Source organism: Flavilitoribacter nigricans DSM 23189 = NBRC 102662, assembly GCF_002646595.1.
GTDB lineage: Bacteria > Bacteroidota > Bacteroidia > Chitinophagales > Saprospiraceae > Flavilitoribacter > Flavilitoribacter nigricans.
On sequence record NZ_PDUD01000031.1, the window covers coordinates 178,256 to 202,776 of the forward strand.

The 24,521-nt window shown below is 52.9% G+C and carries 1 protein-coding gene (cut by a window edge); it reads right to left on the minus strand.

The features are described 5' to 3' along the window. Positions 1-24,497 carry the 5' portion of an SdrD B-like domain-containing protein gene (locus CRP01_RS43035; protein WP_233752766.1) on the minus strand. 14,791 nt of this gene lie to the left of the window's left edge, so only the first 24,497 of its 39,288 coding nucleotides appear in the window; its start codon is at positions 24,495-24,497; the stop codon falls past the left edge of the window. Positions 24,498-24,521: the final 24 nt, after the last annotated feature.

Below are 24,521 nucleotides of genomic sequence, written 5' to 3' on the forward strand. Positions count from 1 at the left end.
TCTTCGATCGTGAAGCTGGCCGTCTCGGTACAATTGTTGGCATCGGTAACGGTCACCGTATAGGTGCCGGCCGTGACGTTGGTCAGGTCTTCCGTGTCAGCACCATTGCTCCAAGCATAAGTGTATGGTGCCGTGCCACCGCTTACTACCAGGTCGATTGAGCCAGAAGCGTCGCCAAAGCAATCTGCATCATCCACTACTGTTGCGTCAAGATCAATTACCAGGTCGCTGGCTTCTTCGATCGTGAAGCTGGCTGTCTCGGTACAATTATTCGCATCGGTCACCGTGACCGTATAGGTTCCAGCTGTGACGTTGGTTAGATCTTCGGTGTCAGCACCGTTGCTCCAAGCATAAGTGTAGGGAGCAGTGCCACCGCTAACTACCAGATCCATAGAGCCACTCGCATCGCCGAAGCAATCCGCATCATCCACTACCGTGGCGTCTACATCGATTACCAGATCGCTGGCTTCTTCAATGGTGAAGCTTGCCGTCTCGGTACAATTATTTGCATCCGTCACCGTGACGGTATAAGTTCCCGCCGTGACGTTGGTCAGGTCTTCGGTGTTCGCGCCGTTGCTCCACTCGAATGTATATGGAGCAGTGCCACCGCTTACTACCAGATCGATGGAGCCGCTAGCATCGCCGAAGCAATCCGCATCATCCACTACTGTGGCGTCAAGGTCAATCACCAGATCGCTGGCTTCTTCAATGGTGAAGCTTGCCGTCTCGGTACAATTATTTGCATCCGTCACCGTGACGGTATAAGTTCCCGCCGTGACGTTGGTCAGGTCTTCCGTGTCAGCACCGTTACTCCATGCGTAAGTGTAAGGAGCAGTGCCGCCGCTTACTACCAGATCAATCGAGCCGGAAGCATCGCCAAAGCAATCCACATCATCCACTACTGTGGCGTCAAGATCAATTACCAGATCGCTGGCTTCTTCAATGGTGAAGCTTGCTGTCTCTGTACAGTTGTTAGCATCCGTAACGGTGACGGTATAAGTTCCAGCCGTGACGTTAGTCAGATCTTCGGTATCTGCTCCATTGCTCCAAGAGAATGTGTAAGGAGCAGTACCACCGCTTACTACCAGATTGATGGAGCCGCTGGCATCACCGAAGCAATCCGCATCATCAACAACTGTCGCGTCAATATCGATTACCAGATCGCTGGCCTCTTCAATGGTGAAGCTCGCTGTATCTGTACAATTATTCGCATCCGTAACCGTGACGGTATAAGTGCCCGCCGTGACGTTGGTCAGGTCTTCCGTGTCAGCACCGTTGCTCCATGCATAAGTGTAGGGAGCCGTGCCGCCGCTTACTACCAGATCGATGGAGCCGGAAGCGTCGCCGAAGCAATCTGCATCATCCACTACTGTTGCGTCAACATCAATTACCAGGTCGCTAGCCTCTTCAATCGTGAAGCTCGCCGTCTCTGTACAGTTATTGGCATCCGTAACGGTCACAGTGTAAGTGCCCGCTGTGACATTGGTTAAATCTTCTGTGTCTGCACCATTGCTCCAGGCGTAAGTGTAAGGAGCAGTGCCGCCGCTGGCTACCAGATCGATAGAACCGGAAGCATCGCCGAAGCAGTCGGCATCATCAACTACAGTCGCATCAACGTCGATCACCAGATCGCTGGCTTCTTCGATCGTGAAGCTCGCTGTCTCTGTACAGTTATTCGCATCGGTCACTGTGACTGTATAAGTACCCGCCGTGGCGTTGGTCAGATCTTCCGTATCTGCGCCGTTGCTCCACTCAAATGTATATGGAGCCGTGCCGCCGCTGACTACCAGATCGATGGAGCCAGAAGCGTCGCCGAAGCAATCCGCGTCGTCTACTACCGTTGCGTCAACATCGATCACTAGATCGATAGCTTCTTCGATCGTGAAGCTCACCGTCTCCGTACAATCATTCGCATCCGTGACGGTGACGGTGTAAGTACCAGCCGTCACGTTATTCAGGTCTTCCGTGTCCGCGCCGTTGCTCCACTCGAATGTGTAAGGAGCGGTACCGCCGCTTACTACCAGATCGATGGAGCCGCTGGCATCACCGAAGCAATCCGCATCATCCACAACCGTAGCATCAACATCGATTACCAGATCGCTGGCTTCTTCGATCGTGAAACTTGCCGTTTCTGTACAATTATTTGCATCCGTCACCGTGACCGTGTAAGTACCCGCAGTAACGTTGGTTAGGTCTTCCGTGTCTGCGCCGTTGCTCCAAGCGTAAGTGTATGGAGCAGTGCCACCGCTTACTACCAGATCAATCGAGCCGGAAGCGTCGCCGAAGCAATCCGCATCATCTACCACCGTTGCGTCAACATCAATTACCAGATCGCTGGCTTCTTCAATCGTGAAGATTGCTGTCTCGGTACAATTATTCGCATCAGTCACCGTGACCGTATAGGTTCCAGCCGTGACGTTGGTTAAATCTTCGGTATCTGCTCCATTGCTCCAAGAGAATGTGTAAGGAGCGGTGCCGCCGCTAACCACCAGATCAATAGAGCCGCTGGCATCGCCAAAGCAATCTGCATCATCCACTACTGTGGCGTCAAGATCAATCACCAGATCACTAGCTTCTTCAATGGTGAAGCTGGCCGTCTCCGTACAATTATTGGCATCCGTAACGGTTACGGTATAAGTTCCAGCCGTGACGTTAGTTAGATCTTCGGTGTCAGCGCCGTTGCTCCACTCGAATGTGTAAGGAGCAGTGCCGCCGCTAACCACTAGATCGATAGAGCCACTGGCATCGCCGAAGCAATCCGCATCATCCACTACTGTGGCATCAAGATCGATTACCAGATCACTGGCTTCCTCAATGGTAAAGCTTGCCGTCTCCGTACAGTTATTGGCATCCGTAACGGTCACCATATAGGTTCCAGCCGTGACGTTGGTCAGATCTTCCGTATTAGCGCCGTTGCTCCACTCGAATGTGTAAGGAGCAGTGCCGCCGCTAACTACCAAGTCAATAGAACCGGAAGCATCGCCGAAGCAGTCCGCATCATCAACTACAGTCGCGTCAACATCGATTACCAGATCGCTGGCCTCTTCAATTGTGAAGCTCGCTGTCTCTGTACAATTATTCGCATCCGTAACCGTGACGGTATAAGTTCCAGCCGTGACGTTGGTCAGGTCTTCCGTGTCAGCACCGTTGCTCCAGGTATAAGTGTAGGGAGCTGTGCCGCCACTCACTACCATATCAATAGAGCCACTAGCATCTCCAAAGCAGTCCGCATCATCAACTACCGTTGCATCAACATCGATCACCAGATCGCTGGCTTCTTCAATCGTGAAGCTCGCAGTCTCTGTACAGTTGTTGGCGTCGGTCACCGTGACCGTGTAAGTTCCAGCTGTGACGTTAGTCAGGTCTTCGGTGTCAGCGCCGTTGCTCCAAGCATAAGTGTAGGGAGCCGTGCCGCCGCCTAATACCAGATCAATTGAGCCAGAAGCGTCGCCGAAGCAATCTGCATCATCAACTACTGTTGCGTTAAGATCAATTACCAGGTCGCTGGCTTCTTCGATCGTGAAGCTCGCTGTCTCCGTACAGTTATTCGCATCCGTGACGGTAACGGTGTAAGTGCCCGCTGTGACATTAGTCAGGTCTTCCGTATCAGCGCCGTTGCTCCACTCGAATGTGTAGGGAGCAGTGCCACCGCTGACTACCAGATCGATAGAGCCACTCGCATCGCCAAAGCAATCCGCATCGTCCACTACCGTGGCATCAACATCAATTACCAGATCGGTAGCTTCTTCGATTGTGAAGCTCGCTATCTCCGTACAGTTATTCGCATCGGTCACCGTGACCGTATAGGTGCCTGCAGTGATGTTGGTCAAATCTTCCGTGTCAGCTCCGTTGCTCCACTCATAGGTGTAAGGAGCCGTGCCACCGCTTACTACCAGATCGATAGAACCACTGGCATCGCCGAAGCAGTCTGCGTCATCTACTACCGTGGCGTCAACATCAATCACCAGATCAGAGGCTTCTTCAATCATGAAGCTCGCTGTCTCGGTACAGTTATTCGCATCCGTAACCGTGACCGTATAGGTGCCTGCAGTTACGTTGGTCAAATCTTCCGTGTCAGCTCCGTTGCTCCACTCATAGGTGTAAGGAGCCGTGCCGCCGCTCACCACCAGATCGATCGAGCCACTGGCATCGCCGAAGCAATCCGCATCATCAACTACTGTTGCATCAAGATCAATCACCAGATCGCTGGCTTCTTCGATCGTGAAGTTTGCTGTCTCTGTACAGTTGTTGGCATCCGTAACGGTGACGGTATAAGTTCCAGCCGTGACGTTAGTCAGATCTTCCGTATCCGCGCCGTTGCTCCACTCGAATGTGTAAGGAGCCGTACCGCCGCTTACTACCAAATCAATCGAGCCGGAAGCGTCGCCGAAGCAATCCGCATCATCTACCACCGTGGCGTCAACATCAATTACCAGATCGCTGGCTTCTTCAATTGTGAAACTTGCTATTTCCGTACAGTTATTGGCATCCGTAACGGTGACGGTATAAGTTCCAGCCGTGACGTTAGTCAGATCTTCGGTTTCAGCTCCGTTGCTCCACTCATAGGTGTAAGGAGCTGTACCGCCGCTAACTACTAGATCGATGGAGCCACTGGCATCGCCAAAGCAATCTGCATCATCCACTACTGTGGCGTCAAGATCAATTACCAGATCGCTGGCTTCTTCAATGGTGAAGCTTGCCGTCTCTGTACAGTTGTTCGCATCCGTAACGGTGACGGTATAAGTTCCAGCCGTGACGTTAGTCAGATCTTCGGTATCTGCTCCGTTGCTCCACTCATAGGTGTAAGGAGCAGTACCACCGCTTACTACCAGATCGATGGAGCCGCTGGCATCGCCGAAGCAATCCGCATCGTCTACTACCGTGGCATCGACATCAATTACCAGGTCGGTAGCTTCTTCGATCGTGAAACTGGCAGTTTCAGTACAGTTATTCGCATCCGTCACAGTGACCGTGTAAGTACCAGCTGTGACGTTGGTCAGATCTTCCGTGTCAGCGCCGTTGCTCCAGGCGTAAGTGTATGGAGCAGTGCCACCACTGACTACCAGATCGATGGAGCCGCTGGCATCACCGAAGCAATCTGCATCATCTACTACCGTAGCATCAATATCAATTACCAGATCACTGGCTTCTTCAATGGTGAAGCTGGCGGTCTCGGTGCAATTATTCGCATCCGTAACGGTCACGGTGTAAGTGCCAGCTGTAACGTTGGTTAGGTCTTCCGTGTCAGCACCGTTGCTCCACTCGAATGTATAAGGAGTAGTGCCACCACTGACTACCAGATCGATAGAGCCACTGGCATCACCGAAGCAGTCGGCATCATCTACCACCGTGGCGTCAAGATCAATTACCAGATCGCTGGCTTCTTCAATGGTGAAGCTTGCCGTCTCTGTACAGTTGTTGGCATCCGTAACGGTGACGGTATAAATTCCAGCCGTGACGTTAGTCAGATCTTCGGTATCTGCTCCATTGCTCCAAGAGAATGTGTAAGGAGCAGTACCACCGCTTACTACCAGATCAATGGAGCCGCTGGCATCGCCGAAGCAATCGGCATCGTCTACCACCGTAGCGTCAAGGTCAATCACCAGATCGCTGGCTTCTCCAATCGTGAAGCTCGCCGTCTCCGTACAATTATTAGCGTCGGTTACCGTGACCGTATAAGTACCCGCCGTGACGTTAGTCAGATCTTCAGTATCTGCTCCGTTGCTCCACTCAAATGTATATGGAGCAGTGCCGCCGCTGACCACCAAGTCAATCGATCCACTAGCATCACCGAAGCAATCGGCATCATCTACTACTGTGGCATCAAGATCGATTACCAGGTCGCTGGCTTCTTCAATGGTGAAGCTTGCCGTCTCTGTACAGTTGTTGGCGTCCGTCACCGTGACGGTGTAAGTGCCCGCGATAACGTTGGTCAAATCTTCCGTATCAGCGCCGTTGTTCCAAGCATAAGTGTAGGGCGCAGTGCCGCCGCTAACCACCAGATCAATCGAGCCGGAAGAGTCACCGAAGCAATCGGCGTCGTCTACAACCGTGGCGTCAATATCAATTACCAGATCGCTAGCTTCTTCAATGGTGAAGCTGGCCGTCTCGGTACAATTATTCGCATCCGTAACGGTCACCGTGTAAGTGCCCGCAGTAACGTTGGTTAGATCTTCCGTATCTGCGCCGTTGCTCCACTCATAGATGTAAGGAGCCGTGCCACCGCTAACTACCAGATCAATTGAGCCAGAAGCGTCGCCGAAGCAATCTGCATCATCCACTACTGTTGCGTCAAGATCAATTACCAGGTCGCTGGCTTCTTCGATCGTGAAGCTGGCTGTCTCGGTACAGTTATTCGCATCCGTAACCGTAACGGTATAAGTTCCAGCCGTGACGTTAGTTAGATCTTCGGTATCAGTGCCGTTGCTCCACTCGAATGTATAAGGAGCCGTGCCACCGCTTACTACAAGATCGATAGAACCGGAGGCGTCGCCGAAACAGTCCGCATCATCTACCACCGTTGCGTCAACATCAATCACCAGATCGCTAGCCTCTTCAATCGTGAAGCTCGCCGTCTCTGTACAGTTGTTGGCATCCGTAACGGTCACAGTGTAAGTGCCCGCTGTGACATTGGTTAAATCTTCTGTGTCTGCACCATTGCTCCAGGCGTAAGTGTAAGGAGCAGTGCCGCCGCTTACTACCAGATCGATAGAACCGGAAGCATCGCCGAAGCAATCGGCATCATCTACCACCGTAGCATCAACATCAATCACCAGATCGCTAGCCTCTTCAATCGTGAAGCTCGCCGTCTCTGTACAGTTGTTAGCATCCGTAACGGTCACGGTGTAGGTGCCCGCCGTGACGTTGGTCAGATCTTCGGTATCTGCTCCATTGCTCCAAGAGAATGTGTAAGGAGTGGTGCCGCCGCTAACTGCTAGATCAATGGAGCCACTGGCATCGCCAAAGCAATCGGCATCATCCACTACCGTGGCATCAACATCAATTACCAGGTCGCTGGCTTCTTCAATCGTGAAACTTGCTGTCTCGGTACAATTATTAGCATCCGTAACGGTCATCGTGTAAGTTCCTGCAGTGACGTTGGTCAGATCTTCAGTATCCGCACCGTTGCTCCAGGCATAAGTGTAAGGAGCCGTACCGCCGCTCACTACCAGATCAATGGAGCCAGTAGCATCACCAAAGCAATCTGCATCATCTACTACCGTGGCATCAACATCAATTACCAGGTCGCTGGCTTCTTCAATCGTGAAGCTCGCCGTCTCCGTGCAGTTGTTGGCATCAGTAACGGTCACCGTATAGGTACCCGCCGTGACGTTGGTCAAATCTTCCGTGTCTGCGCCGTTACTCCAGGCATAGGTGTAGGGAGCAGTGCCACCGCTTACTACCAGATCGATAGAACCGGAAGCATCGCCGAAGCAGTCCGCATCATCTACCACCGTGGCATCAACATCGACTACCAGATCGCTGGCCTCTTCAATGGTGAAGCTCGCTGTCTCGGTACAATTATTCGCATCCGTAACGGTCACCGTGTAAGTTCCTGCAGTGACGTTGGTCAGATCTTCAGTATCCGCACCGTTGCTCCAGGCATAAGTGTAAGGAGCCGTACCGCCGCTCACTACCAGATCAATAGAGCCAGATGCATCGCCGAAGCAATCCGCATCGTCCACTACCGTGGCATCAACATCAATTACCAGGTCGCTGGCTTCTTCAATCGTGAAGCTCGCCGTCTCGGTACAGTTGTTGGCATCCGTAACGGTCACTGTGTAAGTGCCCGCAGTGACATTGGTTAAATCTTCTGTGTCTGCACCATTGCTCCAGGCGTAAGTGTATGGAGCAGTCCCGCCGCTGACTACCAGATCGATAGAACCGGAAGCATCGCCGAAGCAGTCCGCATCATCTACTACCGTGGCATCAACATCGATTACCAGATTGGTGGCCTCTTCAATGGTGAAGCTCGCTGTCTCTGTACAGTTGTTGGCATCTGTCACCGTCACTGTGTAAGTTCCGGCAGTAACGTTGGTCAGGTCTTCCGTTTCTGCACCATTGCTCCACTCATAGGTGTAAGGAGCCGTGCCGCCGCTTACTACCAGATCAATAGATCCACTGGCATCGCCAAAGCAATCTGCATCATCCACTACCGTGGCGTCTACATCGATTACCAGATCGCTGGGCTCTTCAATTGTGAAGCTCGCTGTCTCCGTACAATTATTCGCATCCGTAACAGTAACGGTGTAGGTGCCAGCCGTGACGTTGGCTAGGTCTTCCGTGTCTGCGCCGTTGCTCCACTCGAATGTATATGGTGCCGTGCCGCCACTTACTACCAGATCGATAGAACCGCTAGCATCGCCGAAGCAGTCCGCATCATCAACCAACGTCGCATCAACGTCGATCACCAGATCGCTGGCTTCTTCGATTGTAAAGCTGGCCGTCTCTGTACAGTTATTCGCATCCGTAACGGTCACCGTGTAAGTGCCCGCCATAACGTTGGTCAAATCTTCCGTGTCCGCACCGTTGCTCCAGGCATAAGTGTAAGGAGATGTACCTCCGCTTACCACCAGATCAATAGAGCCGGAAGCATCGCCGAAGCAGTCCGCATCATCAACTAGCGTTGCATCAATATCGATCACTAGATCGCTGGCTTCTTCAATCGTGAAACTCGCTGTCTCCGTACAATTATTCGCATCAGTCACCGTAACCGTATAGGTGCCGGCCGTGACGTTGGTTAAATCTTCCGTTTCAGCACCGTTGCTCCATGCGTAAGTGTAAGGAGCCGTGCCACCGCTTACTACTAAATCGATAGAACCAGAAGCGTCGCCGAAGCAATCTGCGTCATCTACTACTGTAGCGTCAACATCAATCACCAGATCTGTGGCTTCTTCAATCGTGAAGCTTGCTGTCTCTGTACAGTTATTCGCGTCCGTAACGGTCACCGTATAGGTTCCGGCCGTGACGTTGATCAGATCTTCCGTATCAGCACCGTTGCTCCACTCGAATGTGTAAGGAGCGGTGCCGCCGCTAACCACTAAATCGATAGAGCCACTGGCATCGCCGAAGCAATCTGCATCGTCAACAATCGTAGCGTCGAGATCAATCACCAAATCGCTGGCCTCTTCAATCGTGAAGGTTGCTGTCTCGGTACAGTTATTCGCATCCGTAACGGTCACCGTATAGGTGCCGGCCGTGACGTTGATCAGATCTTCCGTATCTGCACCGTTACTCCAAGAGAAAGTGTAGGGAGCCGTACCGCCACTAACCACCAGATCGATAGATCCGGAAGCGTCGCCGAAGCAATCCGCATCATCAATTACCGTCGCGTCAACATCAATCACCAGATCGCTGGCTTCTTCAATCGTGAAGCTGGCTGTCTCCGTACAGTTGTTGGCATCCGTAACGGTTACGGTGTAAGTTCCCGCTGTGACATTGGTTAAATCTTCTGTGTCTGCACCATTGCTCCAGGCGTAAGTGTAAGGAGCAGTACCGCCGCTGACTACCAGATCGATAGAACCGGAAGCATCACCGAAGCAATCTGCATCGTCAATCTGAGTGCCATCCAAATTCAATGCATCGGCTTCAGTTATGGTAAAGCTCGCAGTTGTTGTGCAGCCGTTAGCATCACTTACTGTAACCGTGTATGCGTCAGCAGTTAGGTCATTTATATCTTCTGTTACTTCTCCATTACTCCAAATAAAGCTATAGTCCGGAGTTCCACCACTGACCGTAAGGTCAATCGAACCGGTCGCAGCGCCATTACACAGTACATCAACCTGAGTACCGTCGACTACCAATTCCGTAGGTTCAGTAATCGTGAAACTCATGGTTTCTTTACAGTCGTTGGCGTCTGTAACGGTTACCGTGTAAGTTCCGGCAGTCAAACCACTTATATCCTCAGTCGTCACACCGTTACTCCAGGCGTAGGTATAATCCGGCGTGCCGCCACTGACTGTCAGATCAATGGAGCCCGTCGCAGCTCCGTTACACAGCACGTCAACCTGAGTGCCCGTAGCTACCAGTTCATCGGTTTCGGTGATCGTAAAGCTGGCTGTCTCCGTACAGCCGTTGGCATCCGTTACAGTCACGGTATAAGTACCGGCAGTCAAGCCGTTAATATCTTCCGTGATAGCACCGTTACTCCAGACGTAAGAGTAGTCCGGGGTACCACCACTAACCGTTAAGTCGATAGAACCCGTCGCATCACCGTTACACAGTACATCTACCTGCGTACCATTCAATACCAGATCGGTTGGCTCGGTGATGGTGAAGCTCATCGTTTCCGGACAGTCGTTGGCGTCTGTAACGGTTACGCTATAAGTACCGGCTGTTAAGCCGTTGATATCCTCGGTCGTTGCACCGTTGCTCCAGGCATAAGTATAATCTGGTGTGCCGCCGCTGACCGTCAAGTCAATGGAGCCCGTCGCAGCGCCGTTACACAGTACATCTATCTGCGTACCGGCCAATGCCAATGCATCCGGTTGGGTAATTGTAATTTCCAGAATCTTCTCACAGCCGTTGGCGTCCGTCACCGTGACGGTGTAGGTGCCTGCCGTCAGGCCGTTGATACCTTCGGTGGTAGCACCGTTGCTCCAGAGGTAGGTGTAATCGGGTGTGCCACCACTAACCGTCAGATCGATAGAGCCCGTCGCAGCGCCGTTACACAGAATGTCAACCTGAGTTGCGGATAAACTGAGATCACTTGCCTCTTCGATCACAAAGCTCATCGTCTCCGTGCACTCGTTAGCATCTGTGACAGTCACCGTGTAAGTTCCGGCATCTAAACTGCTGATATCTTCGGTTGTGGCACCATTGCTCCAGGCATAGGTGTAATCCGGGGTGCCGCCGCTTACCGTCAGATCAATGGAGCCGGTCGCGGCGCCTTTACACGCAACGTCTACTTCTGTACCGCTCAATACCAGTTCCGTAGGTTCGGTGAGTGTGAAGCTGGTTGTTTCCGTACAGCCATTCGCATCCGTTACGGTCACGGTATAAATACCAGCCGTAAGTCCACTAATATCTTCGGTGGTCGCGCCGTTACTCCAAACATAAGTATAGTCCGGGGTACCGCCGCTCACCGTCAGGTCAATAGAACCGGTCGCGTCACCATTACACAGGATATCGACCTGCGTACTATTCAATACCAGATCAGTTGGCTCGGTAATGGTGAAGCTGGCCGTTTCTGTACAGTCGTTGGCGTCCGTGACGGTTACAGTGTAAGTATCAGCCGTCAGACCACTGATATCTTCCGTTGTTCCGCTATTACTCCAGGCATAAGTATAATCTGGCGTGCCACCGCTCACCGTCAGATCAATGGAACCGGTCGCAGCGCCATTACACAGTACATCCACCTGGGTACCACCCACTACCAATTCCGTAGGTTCGGTGATGGTGAAACTCATCGTTTCGATACAGTCATTGGCATCCGTGACGGTGACCGTGTAAGTTCCGGCCGTCAAGTCGCTAATATCTTCCGTAGTGGCGCTATTGCTCCAGACATAAATGTAATCCGGCGTGCCGCCGCTCACCGTCAAATCAATGAAGCCAGTCGCAGCGCCGTTACACAGTACGTCAATCTGGGTGCCCGTAACTACCAGTTCATCCGTCTCCGTGATGGTGAAGCTGGCTGTTTCGGTACAGCCGTTGGCATCCGTTACAGTCACGGTATAAGTACCGGCAGTCAAGCCGTTGATATCTTCGGTAATCTCGCCGTTGCTCCAGGCGTAAGTGTAGTCCGGGGTACCGCCGCTAACCGTCAAGTCTATAGAACCCGTCGCAGCTCCGTTACACAGGACATCGACCTGCGTACCGTTCAATACCAGATCGGTTGGTTCGGTGATGGTGAAGCTCATCGTTTCCGTACAGTCGTTGGCGTCTGTAACCGTTACGCTGTAAATACCGGCTACTAAGCCGTTGATATCCTCGGTCGTTGCACCGTTGCTCCACGTGTAGGTATAATCTGGTGTACCTCCGCTAACTGTCAGATCAATTGAACCCGTTGCCGCGCTATTACACAGCACATCAACCTGCGTACCGCTTAGCTCCAATGCATCCGGTTGGGTAATGGTAATTTCCAGGATCTTCTCACAGCCGTTGGCGTCGGTCACCGTTACGGTGTAGGTGCCGGCCGTCAAACCACTGAGGTCTTCTGTAGTTTCGCCGTTGCTCCAGAGGTAGGTGTAATCCGGTGTACCACCACTAACCGTCAGATCGATCGAGCCCGTCGCAGCGCCGTTACACAGAATGTCAATCTGGGTAGCCGACAAACTAAGATCGCTGGCCTCTTCGATCACAAAGCTCATCGTCTCCGTACAATCGTTGGCATCCGTGACCGTGACTGTGTAGGTCCCGGTACTCAGGCCACTAATATCTTCACTGGTCGCGCCGTTGTTCCAGGCATAAGTATAATCCGGCGTGCCGCCGCTTACCGTCAGATCGATCGAACCGGTCGCAGCGCCATTACAAGCAACATCCACCTCGGTACCGCTCAATACCAGATCCGTAGGTTCGCTGAGCGTGAAGCTGGTTGTTTCCGTACAGCCATTGGCATCCGTAACGGTCACGTTATAGGTACCAGCAGTCAAGCCGTTGATATCTTCGGTGGTCGCGCTGTTACTCCAGGCGTAGGTGTAGTCCGGAGTACCGCCGCTAACCGTCAGGTCAATAGAACCCGTCGCGTCACCATTACACAAGATATCGACCTGCGTACCATTCAATACCAGATAAGTTGGTTCGGTAATGGTGAAGCTGGCCGTTTCCGTACAGCCATTGGCATCCGTAACGGTTACGCTGTAAGTGCCGGCAGTTAACCCACTGATATCTTCCGTCGTGTTACTATTGCTCCAGACGAAAGTATAATCGGGTGTACCGCCACTCACTGTCAAGTCAATCGAGCCCGTCGCAGCACCATTGCACAGCACGTCTACCTGGGTACCATCAACTACCAATTCCGTAGGTTCAGTAATCGTGAAGCTCATGGTTTCCGTACAGTCGTTAGCATCAGTGACGGTTACCGTGTAAGTACCGGCCGTCAAGTCACTAATATCTTCCGTGATGGCGCTATTGCTCCAAACATAAGTGTAATCCGGCGTGCCGCCGCCAACCGTCAAATTAATGGAACCGGTCGCAGCTCCGTTACACAGTACGTCAACCTGGGTGCCCGTAACTACCAGTTCATCCGTCTCCGTGATGGTGAAGCTGGCGGTTTCGGTACAGTCATTGGCATCCGTGATGGTCACGGTGTATGTGCCTGCGGTCAAACCACTGATGTCTTCGGTGATCTCGCCGTTGCTCCAGGCGTAAGTGTAGTCCGGAGTACCGCCGCTAACCGTCAGGTCAATCGAACCCGTCGATGCTCCATTACACAGAACATCGACCTGCGTACCATTTAATACCAGATCGGTTGGTTCGGTGATGGTGAAACTCATCGTTTCCGTACAATTATTGGCGTCCGTGACGGTGACCGTGTAGGTGCCTGCCGTTAAACCGCTGATGTCTTCCGTGGTGGCACTGTTGCTCCAGGCGTAAGTATAATCCGGTGTACCACCGCTGACCGTTAGATCAATCGAACCCATCGCTGCTCCGTTACATAACACATCTACCTCTGTGCCATTCAAAGTCAATGCATCCGGCTGAGTGATCGTAATTTCCAGTATCTTCTCACAGCCATTGGCGTCCGTGACAGTGACGGTGTAGTTGCCCGCCGTTAAGCTGCTAATATCTTCCGTGGTGGCATCATTACTCCAGAGGAAGGTATAATCTGGCGTGCCACCACTAACCGTCAGATCGATCGAGCCCGTCGCATCCCCATTACACAGAATGTCTACCTGAGTCGCGGACAAACTTAGGTCACTGGCCTCTTCGATCACAAAGCTCATTGTCTCCGTACATTCGTTGGCATCCGTAACGGTTACCGTATAAGTACCCGTACCCAGGCCGCTAATATCTTCCGTGCTTGCCCCGTTGCTCCAGGCATAAGTATAATCCGGTGTACCACCGCTCACCGTCAGATCGATCGAACCGGTGGCAGCGCCATTACAGGCAACATCCACCTCGGTACCGCTCAGTACCAGATCCGTAGGTTCGCTAAGCGTGAAGCTGTTTGTTTCCGTACAGCCATTGGCATCCGTTACGGTCACCGTATAGGTGCCAGCAGTCAAGCTGTTGATATCTTCGGTGGTCGCGCCGTTACTCCAGACATAAGTATAGTCCGGGGTACCGCCGCTGACCGTCAGGTCAATAGAACCCGTCGCAGCGCCGTTACACAGGATGTCGACCTGCGTACCATTCAATACCAGATCAGTTGGCTCGGTAATGGTAAAGCTGGCCGTTTCCGTACAGCCATTGGCGTCCGTAACGGTTACACTGTAAGTGCCCGCAGTTAACCCACTGATATCTTCCGTCGTGGCACTATTGCTCCAGACGAAAGTATTATCGGGTGTACCGCCGCTCACCGTTAAGTCAATCGAGCCCGTCGCAGCACCATTGCACAGCACGTCTACCTGGGTACCATCAACTACCAATTCCGTAGGTTCAGTAATCGTGAAGCTCATGGTTTCCGTACAGTCGTTAGCATCAGTGACGGTTACCGTGTAAGTTCCGGCCGTCAAGTCGCTAATATCTTCTGTTGTTTCGCTATTACTCCAGACATAAGTGTAATCCGGGGTGCCGCCGCTCACCGTCAAATCAATGGAGCCAGTCGCAGCTCCGTTACACAGTACGTCAACCTGGGTGCCCGTAACTACCAGTTCATCTGTCTCCGTAATGGTGAAACTGGCTGTTTCGGTACAGCCATTGGCATCCGTTACGATCACCGTATAGGTACCAGCAGTCAAGCCGTTGATATCTTCGGTGGTCGCGCTGTTACTCCAGGCGTAGGTGTAGTCTGGGGTGCCGCCGCTGACCGTCAGGTCAATAGAACCCGTCGCGTCACCATTACACAGGATATCGACCTGCGTACCATTTAATACCAGATCGGTAGGCTCGGTGATGGTAAAGCTCATCGTTTCCGTACAGTCGTTGACGTCTGTTACGGTTACGCTGTAAGTACCAGCCGTTAAGCCGTTGATATCCTCGGTCGTTGCACCGTTGCTCCAGGCATAAGTATAATCTGGTGTGCCGCCGCTGACCGTCAAGTCAATGGAGCCCGTCGCAGCGCCGTTACACAGTACATCTATCTGCGTACCGGCCAATGCCAATGCATCCGGTTGAGTGATCGTAATTCCCAGGATCTTCTCACAGCCGTTGGCATCGGTCACCGTTACGCTGTAGGTGCCGGCAGTCAAACCACTGAGGTCTTCTGTGGTTTCGCCGTTGCTCCAGAGGTAGGTGTAATCGGGTGTGCCGCCACTCACCGTCAGATCGATCGAGCCCGTCGCGTCACCATTACACAGAATGTCAACCTGAGTAGCCGACAAACTGAGATCGCTGGCTTCTTCAATCACAAAGCTCATTGTTTCCGTGCACTCGTTGGCATCCGTAACGGTCACTGTGTAAGTACCGGTACCCAGTCCGTTGATATCTTCGGTCGTTGCGCCATTGCTCCAGGCATAGGTGTAATCCGGGGTGCCGCCGCTTACCGTTAGATCAATCGAGCCGGTCGCCGCGCCGTTACACGCAACGTCTACTTCCGTACCGCTCAATACCAAGTCAGTAGGTTCGGTGAGGGTGAAGCCGGTTGTTTCCGTACAGCCGTTGGCATCCGTAACGGTCACCGTATAAGTACCAGCAGTCAAGCCGTTGATGTCTTCGGTGGTCGCGCTGTTACTCCAGGCGTAGGTGTAGTCCGGAGTACCACCGCTGACCGTCAGGTCAATAGAACCCGTCGCGGCACCGTTACACAGGATATCGACCTGCGTACCATTCGATACCAGATCAGTTGGCTCGGTGATGGTGAAGCTTGCCGTTTCCGTACAGCCATTGGCGTCCGTAACGGTTACGCTGTAAGTGCCCGCAGTTAACCCACTGATATCTTCCGTGGTGGCACTATTGCTCCAAACGAAAGTATAATCGGGTGTACCGCCGCTCACCGTTAAGTCAATCGAGCCCGTCGCAGCGCCATCACACAGCACGTCTACCTGGGTACCATCAACTAGTAGGTCCGTAGGTTCGGTAATCGTGAAACTCATGGTTTCCGTACAGTCGTTAGCATCTGTAACGGTTACGGTGTAAGTACCGGCCGTCAAGTCGCTGATATCTTCCGTAGTGGGGCTGTTGCTCCAGGCATAGGTGTAATCCGGCGTACCGCCACTGACCGTCAGATCAATGGATCCAGTCGCAGCGCCGTTACACAGTACGTCAATCTGGGTACCCGTAACTACCAGTTCATCCGTCTCCGTGATCGTGAAGTTGGCTGTTTCGGTACAGTCATTGGCATCCGTTACGGTCACGGTGTAGGTGCCGGCGGTCAAACCACTGATGTCTTCGGTGATATCGCCGTTGCTCCAGGCGTAAGTGTAATCCGGCGTACCGCCACTAACGGTCAGGTCAATGGCCCCGGTCGCAGCGCCATTACACTCTACGTCGATCTGGGTGCCACTGACCACCAGATCCGTAGGTTCGGTGATGGTGAAACTCATTGTTTCTGTGCAGTCGTTGGTGTCTGTTACGGTTACGCTGTAAGTATCAGCCGTTAAGTCACTGATGTCTTCCGTAGTTGCACCGTTGCTCCAAGCGTAGGTAAAATTAGGTGTACCACCGCTCACCGTAAGATCAATGGAACCAGTTGCCGCGCCATTGCATAGCACATCAACCTGGGTACCGCTTAACTCCAATGCATCCGGTTGAGTGATCGTAATTTCCAGTATCTTCTCACAGCCATTGGCATCCGTTACCGTTACGGTGTAGGTGCCGGCCGTCAAACCGCTGAGGTCTTCAGTGGTAGCGTCATTACTCCAGAGGTAGGTGTAATCCGGGGTGCCGCCGCTAACCGTCAGATCGATCGAGCCCGTCGCGTCACCATTACACAGAATGTCAACCTGAGTCGCGGACAAACTAAGATCGCTGGCTTCTTCGATCACAAAGCTCATCGTCTCCGTACACTCGTTGGCATCCGTAACCGTCACCGTGTAAGTACCGGTGCCCAGTCCGTTAATATCTTCGGTAGTGGCGCCGTTGCTCCAGGCAAAGGTGTAATTTGGAGTACCACCGCTGACCGTCAGATCAATGGAGCCAGTTGCGGCACCGTTACACGCCACGTCCACTTCCGTACCGCTCAACACCAAGTCTGTAGGTTCAGTGAGGGTGAAGCCGGTTGTTTCCATACAGCCATTGGCATCGGTTACAGTCACGGTATAGGTACCGGCCGTAAGTCCACTAATATCTTCGGTGGTCGCGCCGTTACTCCAGGCGTAGGTGTAGTCTGGGGTGCCACCGCTGACCGTCAGGTCAATCGAACCCGTCGCATCACCATTACACAGGATATCAACCTGCGTACCATTCAATACCAGATCGGTTGGTTCGGTGATGGTAAAGCTGGCCGTTTCCGTACAGCCATTGGCGTCCGTAACGGTTACACTATAGGTGCCCGCAGATAATCCACTGATATCTTCCGTCGTGTTACTATTGCTCCAGACGAAAGTATAATCGGGTGTACCGCCACTCACTGTCAAGTCAATAGAGCCCGTCGCAGCGCCATTACACAGCACGTCTACCTGGGTACCATCAACTAACAATTCCGTAGGTTCAGTAATCGTGAAACTCATCGTTTCTGTACAGTCGTTGGCGTCCGTGACGGTGACCGTGTAAGTACCGGCCGTCAAGTCGCTAATATCTTCCGTAGTGGCGCTATTGCTCCAGGCATAAGTGTAATCCGGCGTGCCGCCGCTCACCGTCAAATCAATGGAGCCCGTCGCAGCGCCGTTACACAATACGTCAACCTGGGTGCCCGTAACTACCAGTTCATCCGTCTCCGTGATGGTGAAGCTGGCGGTTTCGGTACAGTCATTTGCATCCTTGACGGTCACAGTGTAAGTGCCGGCGGTCAAACCACTGATGTCTTCGGTGATCTCGCCGTTGCTCCAGGCGTAAGTGTAGTCCGGCGTACCGCCACTGACAGTCAGGTCGATTGAGCCCGTCGCAGCTCCATTACACAGTACGTCGATCTGGGTGCCACTGACTATCAGGTCCGTGGGTTCGATAATGGTGAAGCTCATCGTTTCCGTACATTCGTTGGCATCCGTAACGGTGACGGTGTAAGTCCCGGCAGTCAGATCGCTAACGTCTTCCGTGGTGGCTGTAGTGTTCCAGTTAATCGTGTAAGGAGTAGTGCCGCCACTAACGGTCAGATCGATCGAGCCGGTTGCCGCATTAAAGCAGTCTACATGAACCATTTCGGCGCTCAGGGTCAATTCATCTGCCTGTTCAATGGTGAATGTTGCCGTTTTATCGCAACCATTCGCATCCGTCACCGTTACCGTGTATTCGCCCGCCGGGAGGCCACTGATATCTTCGGTAGTGGCCGTAGTGTTCCAAATAATAGTGTAAGGAGTAGTGCCACCGCTGACCGTCAGGTCAATAGCGCCGGTCGACTCGCCAAAGCAGGCAACATCCGTTGTGGTACCTTCCACCAGCAGATCGCTGGTTTCTTCAATCGTGAATTCCAGTATCTTTTCGCAATCATTCGCATCGGTGATCGTCACCTGATAGTTGCCGGCGGTCAAACCGTCGATATCTTCCGTCGTAGCATTTGTATTCCAGGCAAAAGTGTAGGGAGGTGTACCCCCGGTTGGGGTCAGATCGATCTCACCGGTGGCCGCTCCGTTACAGTCCACATCAACCGTCTCACCGCTGCCATCCAGTACGGGAGGTTCCGTAACTGTGAAACTGGCCGTATCCTCACAACCATTGGCATCCGTGACGGTAACCGAATAGTTGCCGGCCGCCAGACCGCTGATATCCTGCGTGCTTGCGTTGTTGCTCCACAGGTAGGTATAGGGCGCGGTACCGCCGGAAACCAGTAGATCAATAGCACCGGAAGATGCGCCGAAGCAGTCGACCGGAGTGATCACACTTCCGTCCACATCAATTACCAGATCCGGATTTTTTGTAATAACAATATCCGCGGTCTGATCACAGCCATTCGCATCCATTACAGTCACTGAGTAGGTGGTGCTCGCTTCCGTAGGTAAAACGGTAATCGATACCGTTTCCTCACCGGTGTTCCACACGTAGGTGTAAGGACCATTACCCCCGCTTACTTCTGCCGTTAATGTGACTGACTGATCAGCGCACAGGATATTATCGGCATCATCAGTGGTAATGACTACTTCCGGACGGTCGTTGACAATCACGGTACCGGTCGTTTCGCCGGTGCAGCCGAAATCATCGGTAACGGTCACCTGATAATCCGTGGTTGCTTCCGGGCTTACCTCAATCGTGCTGGTAGTTGCTCCGGTACTCCACAGATAGGTATAAGGCCCGGTGCCGTCCGCCGGTACAGCTTCCAGAGTTGCCGTTTCACCGGTACAGATCGTTTCGGTGGCTACCGTTACCGTGGGATTGGGTTTGACGGTGACCATCACGACGTCTATCTCAAAGCATCCATTGGCATCGGTAGTTTTTACAAAGTAGTTGATCGTGCCGATGGTCTCCGGGGTAACGGTCAGTTCCGTACCCGTTCCGATCACCGTCGGATCATTGCCTTCGGTCCATTCGAAGGCATAGGGTGGTTCGCCGTTGAAAACGTTTTCTACCACCATAGTCGTCGATTCGCCCAGGCAAATCGTTACATCGTCACTCACATCCCCGATCGGCAATGAATTAACGGTAACCGTTACTGCACCGACATCTTCGCAACCGTAAATGTCCGTAACGGTAACGCTATACACGGTAGTGGTAACCGGTGATACGGTAATGAAGTTGCTGGTTTCATTGGTAGACCAGGTGAAGGTATAAGGCCCTACCCCACCGCTGGCGGAAACCTCCAGATCCGTAGCGGATCCGCGGCATACTTCCGCATCCGGGCTTAACGCTATAATCAGTTCTGAATTTTCTTCAATAGTGAAGGCTTCTATTTCGGTACAACCGTTGGCATCCGTAACCGTTACCGTATAGGTTCCGGCCGGTACTGCGGCAAGATCCTCGGTTGTCGCACCGTTGCTCCAGCTATAGGTATAAGCGGGCGTGCCGCCGCTCACGACGAGATCAATCGCTCCTGTGGATTCACCGAAACAGTCTACATCCGTAATTTCGGTAGCGTCCAGATCGATCACCAGATCATTCGCTTCCTCCACTTCGAAGCTGGCTGTGTCTTCACAACCTTTGGCATCCGTAACGGTTACGGTGTAAATTCCGGCCGCCAGATTATTGAGGTCTTGCGTAGTCGCATCGTTGCTCCACAGATAAGTGTAGGGTGGCGTGCCACCGCCGACCATCAGATCAATCGAGCCGGAAGCGTCGCCGTTGCATTCTACATTTTCTATTTGGGTAGCATCAATGTCGATCACCAGATCCGGAGCCTGTTCGATCGTAAAGCTTTCGGTAGTGGTGCAGTCATTCGCATCGGTGACGGTGACGCTGTAGGTTCCGGCCACCAGATTGCTGATATCCTCGGTGGTCGCATTATTGCTCCACAGATAAGTGTAAGGTGCCGTACCGCCCGTGACCACCAGATCGATAGCCCCTGTGGCATCGCCGAAGCAGTCTACATCCGTCAGTACCGTCGCATCCAGATCAATGAGTAGTTCCGGAGCCTGTTCGATGGTAAAGCTGGCAACCTCTTCGCAATCATTGGCATCCGTGACCGTGACGGTGTAGGTTCCAGCCGTCAGGTTACTCATATCCTCCGTAGTGGCGTTATTACTCCACAGATAAGTGTAAGGTGCCGTACCGCCCGTCACTACCAGATCGATGGCCCCGGTAGCTTCCCCAAAGCAGTCCACATCCGTCAGCTCCGTAGCGTCTACATCGATCACCAGATCCGGAGCCTGCTCGATGATAAAATCGGCAATTTCTTCACAATTATTGGCATCCGTAACCGTAACGGTATACGTGCCGGCCGCCAGGTTGCTGATATCTTCCGTAGTGGCGTTATTGCTCCACAGATAGGTGTAAGGGGCCGTACCGCCCGTAACTACCAGATCAATTGATCCGGTAGCTTCGCCAAAGCAATCCACATCCGTCAACTCAGTGGCGTCCACATCGATCACCAAATCGGATGCTTCTTCTACGGTAAAGCTGGCCGTGTCTTCACAACCGTTGGCATCGGTAACGGTCACCGAGTAGGTACCGGCAATCAGACCGGAGATATCTTCGGTCGTTGCGCCGTTACTCCAATCGAAGGAATAAGGTAATGTTCCACCGGATACGACCAGATCGATCGATCCGCTCGCATCACCGTTACACTCGACATCTTCGATCAGCGTACCGTCGACATCGATCACCAGATCCGGGTTCTTTTCAATGGTGATCTCGACCGACTTTTCACAGCCGTTAGCATCCGTCACGGTCACGCTGTAAGTCGTACTGGCCGCAACGGGCAGTTCGGTAATGGACATACCGGTGGCGCCGGTACTCCACTCGTAGGTATAGGGCGCCGTACCGCCACTTACATCCGCCGTTAACGTAACGGACTCGTCAAAGCATACAATATCATCGGCATCATCGGAGTTGATCACCACTTCCGGAAGCTCGTTCACGGTCACCGTCGCGCTGGTTTCCGCGATACAGCCATTAGCATCTGTTACGGTAAGTCCGTAAGTAGTGGTCATTTCCGGACTTACCTGAATGGTGGCGGTAGTTGCGCCCGTGCTCCAGGCATACGTATAAGGTTCGGTACCTACCGAGGTGGTGGGCTCCAGAGAAGCGATTTCACCGGCGCAAATGGTCTGATCCGCTACCGTTACTTCCGGTTTTGGATTTACAGTGACCATAACCACGTCAATTTCAAAGCAGCCTTTGGCATCCGTGGTTTTGACAAAATAGTTGGTAGTACCAATGGTAGTTGGCGTAACCGTGATCTCCGTTGCGGTGGAAATTACGGTCGGATCATTTCCTTCCGTCCACTCAAAGGTGTAAGGTGGTTCTCCGTTGAAAACATTTTCAATGAAGAGGTTGGTAGATTCGCCCAGACAGATAGTTACGTCATTACTGACGTCACCGATCGGCAATGGATTCACCGTCACCGTTACCTGCCCGGTAGCCGTACAGCCCAGCGCATCCCGCACTTCTACGGTATAGATGGTCGTAGCTACGGGTGCTACGCTAATGGTCGTGCTGGTTTCGGAGGTTGACCAGGTAAATACATAAGGTCCCACCCCACCGGTGGCACTGGCCACCAGATCCGTGGCTGTTCCGCGGCAAACTTCCGTATCCGGAGAAACCGTGATCTCGATCGCGGTATTTTCATCGATGTCGAAGCTTCCAGATTCCGTACAACCGTTGGCATCGGTGATTGTCACGCTATAGGTGCCGGCCGTCAGGCCATTGATGTCTTCGGTAGTGGCCCCGTTACTCCACAAGAAAATGTAGTCGGGCGTTCCTCCGCTTACGGTCAGATCGATCGCTCCGGTGGCATCACCGTTACAATCTACGTGGGTAACCTCCGTAGCGGCCAGGTCAATTTCCAGATCACTGGCTTCATCGATCGTAAAGCTGGCTGTTTCGATACAGTCATTAGCATCGGTTACGGTAACGGTATAAGTACCGGCCGCCAGGTCCGTCAGATCTTCGCTGGTAGCGCCGTTGCTCCAGGCGTAGGTGAACGGCAGGGTACCGCCGCTAACCACCAGGTCAATGGCCCCGGTAGCATCCCCGTTACATTCCACATCTTCTACCGTGCTGCCGTCGACATCGATCACCAGATCGGTGGGCTCTTCAATCACGAAGGTCGCTACATCGAGACAAGTATTTTCATCCGTAACCGTCACGCTGTAAGTTCCGGCGGGTAGCCCGCTAATATCTTCCGTTTCGGCACCGTTACTCCATTCGAAATCGTAATTTCCGGAGCCTCCGGTCACTACCAGATCAATGGCTCCGGTGGATTCACCAAAGCAGCCCACGTGTGTGATCACGGTATTGCCTTCGGAATCACCGATCTGAATTTCCGGCAATTCGTATACGACGATGTCAATGGTGACTACGTCTTCACAGCCGGCGCCATCATTATATTCATAGGTAATGGTCCAGTTACCGGGGCCGGCGATTGCGGGATCGAAGAGTCCGGCAGGAGTAACGCCCGTACCGCTGTAAGTACCTCCGGCGGGTTGTCCGTTCAACTGGAAGCTGCCGTTGTCCTCACAAACCGGATCGACTGCCGCCAGGGTGACTACGTCACAGACACCAACTTCCGCATCGTCGCCGTCGTCTTCATCATCGGGATCCTGGGAGCCGTCATTATCCAAAGGTCCTACCAAACCGTCACCATCCGTATCGGCACCATTGCCGGGGGTGGAATCGCTGTCCTGCTCATTGGCACTGATCACTTCCGCCAGGTTGATCACATTGCCTTCCGGCAATACCGTTACGGTAATGTTCAGCGTAGCCGTACCGTTCGACGGAATATTGGGAACAGTCCAGATGCCCGTCCCGGCATTATAATCGCCATCCGCTCCCACATAAGCATAACCATCGGGCAATTGATCGCCAACTTCCACACCGGTCGCTTCGCTGGGGCCGCGGTTCGTCAGTGTAATGGTGAATACGATCTCATCGCCCACGTTAGGAGTGGCATCGCTGACGGTCTTGATCAATTCCAGATCAATGACCGGTACCGGCGTGGTCTCGGCATCATCACCGTCGTCTTCATCATTCGGGTCCTGAGAGCCATCATTATCCAGTGGTCCCACGATGCCGTTATCATTGGTATCCGCTCCGTTGCCCGGAGTGGAGTCGATGTCGTCTTCATTAGCGGCTGTAACTTCCGCCAGGTTAATATAAGCTCCGGTGGGCAGTACCGTTACGGTGATATTGAGTTCAACAGTCTCTCCGGCTGCTACTGTACCCACGGTCCAGATTCCGCTACCGGCATTGTAAGCGCCATCTGCACTAACATACGCATAGCCTGAAGGCAACTGATCACTGACTTCCACACCCGTAGCCGCGCTTGGCCCCTGGTTGGTCAGGCTGATCGTGAAAACAATATCTGTGCCTACATTCGGACTGCTGTTGCTTACGGATTTGATCAGTTCCAGATCGATCTGCCGGTACAGACCGGCGTCCAGATCATTGTAATTCTCGCCGGAAGTCAGCGTTACCGTTTCGGTCATACCACTCATGGCCGGATCGGCATCACTATCCCGGGTTTCATCGCCGCCTGCATTCAGGTCCGTGAAAATAATTCCGGTCGGCAATTCAAACTGCACGGAGTAATCTCCTGGCTCCAGATTAGTGAAGCTGTAGGAACCATCGGCCGCCGTAGTGGTGGTATTGATTATGGTACCCGTGCCATCTTTAAGATTGACGGTAACGCCACCAACGCCCGACTCACCTGCATCCTGGATGCCATCGCCGTTCAGGTCTTCCCAAACGTAATCGCCAATAGAGGCGCCAGTCAAAATACCGGCATCCAGATCCGTATA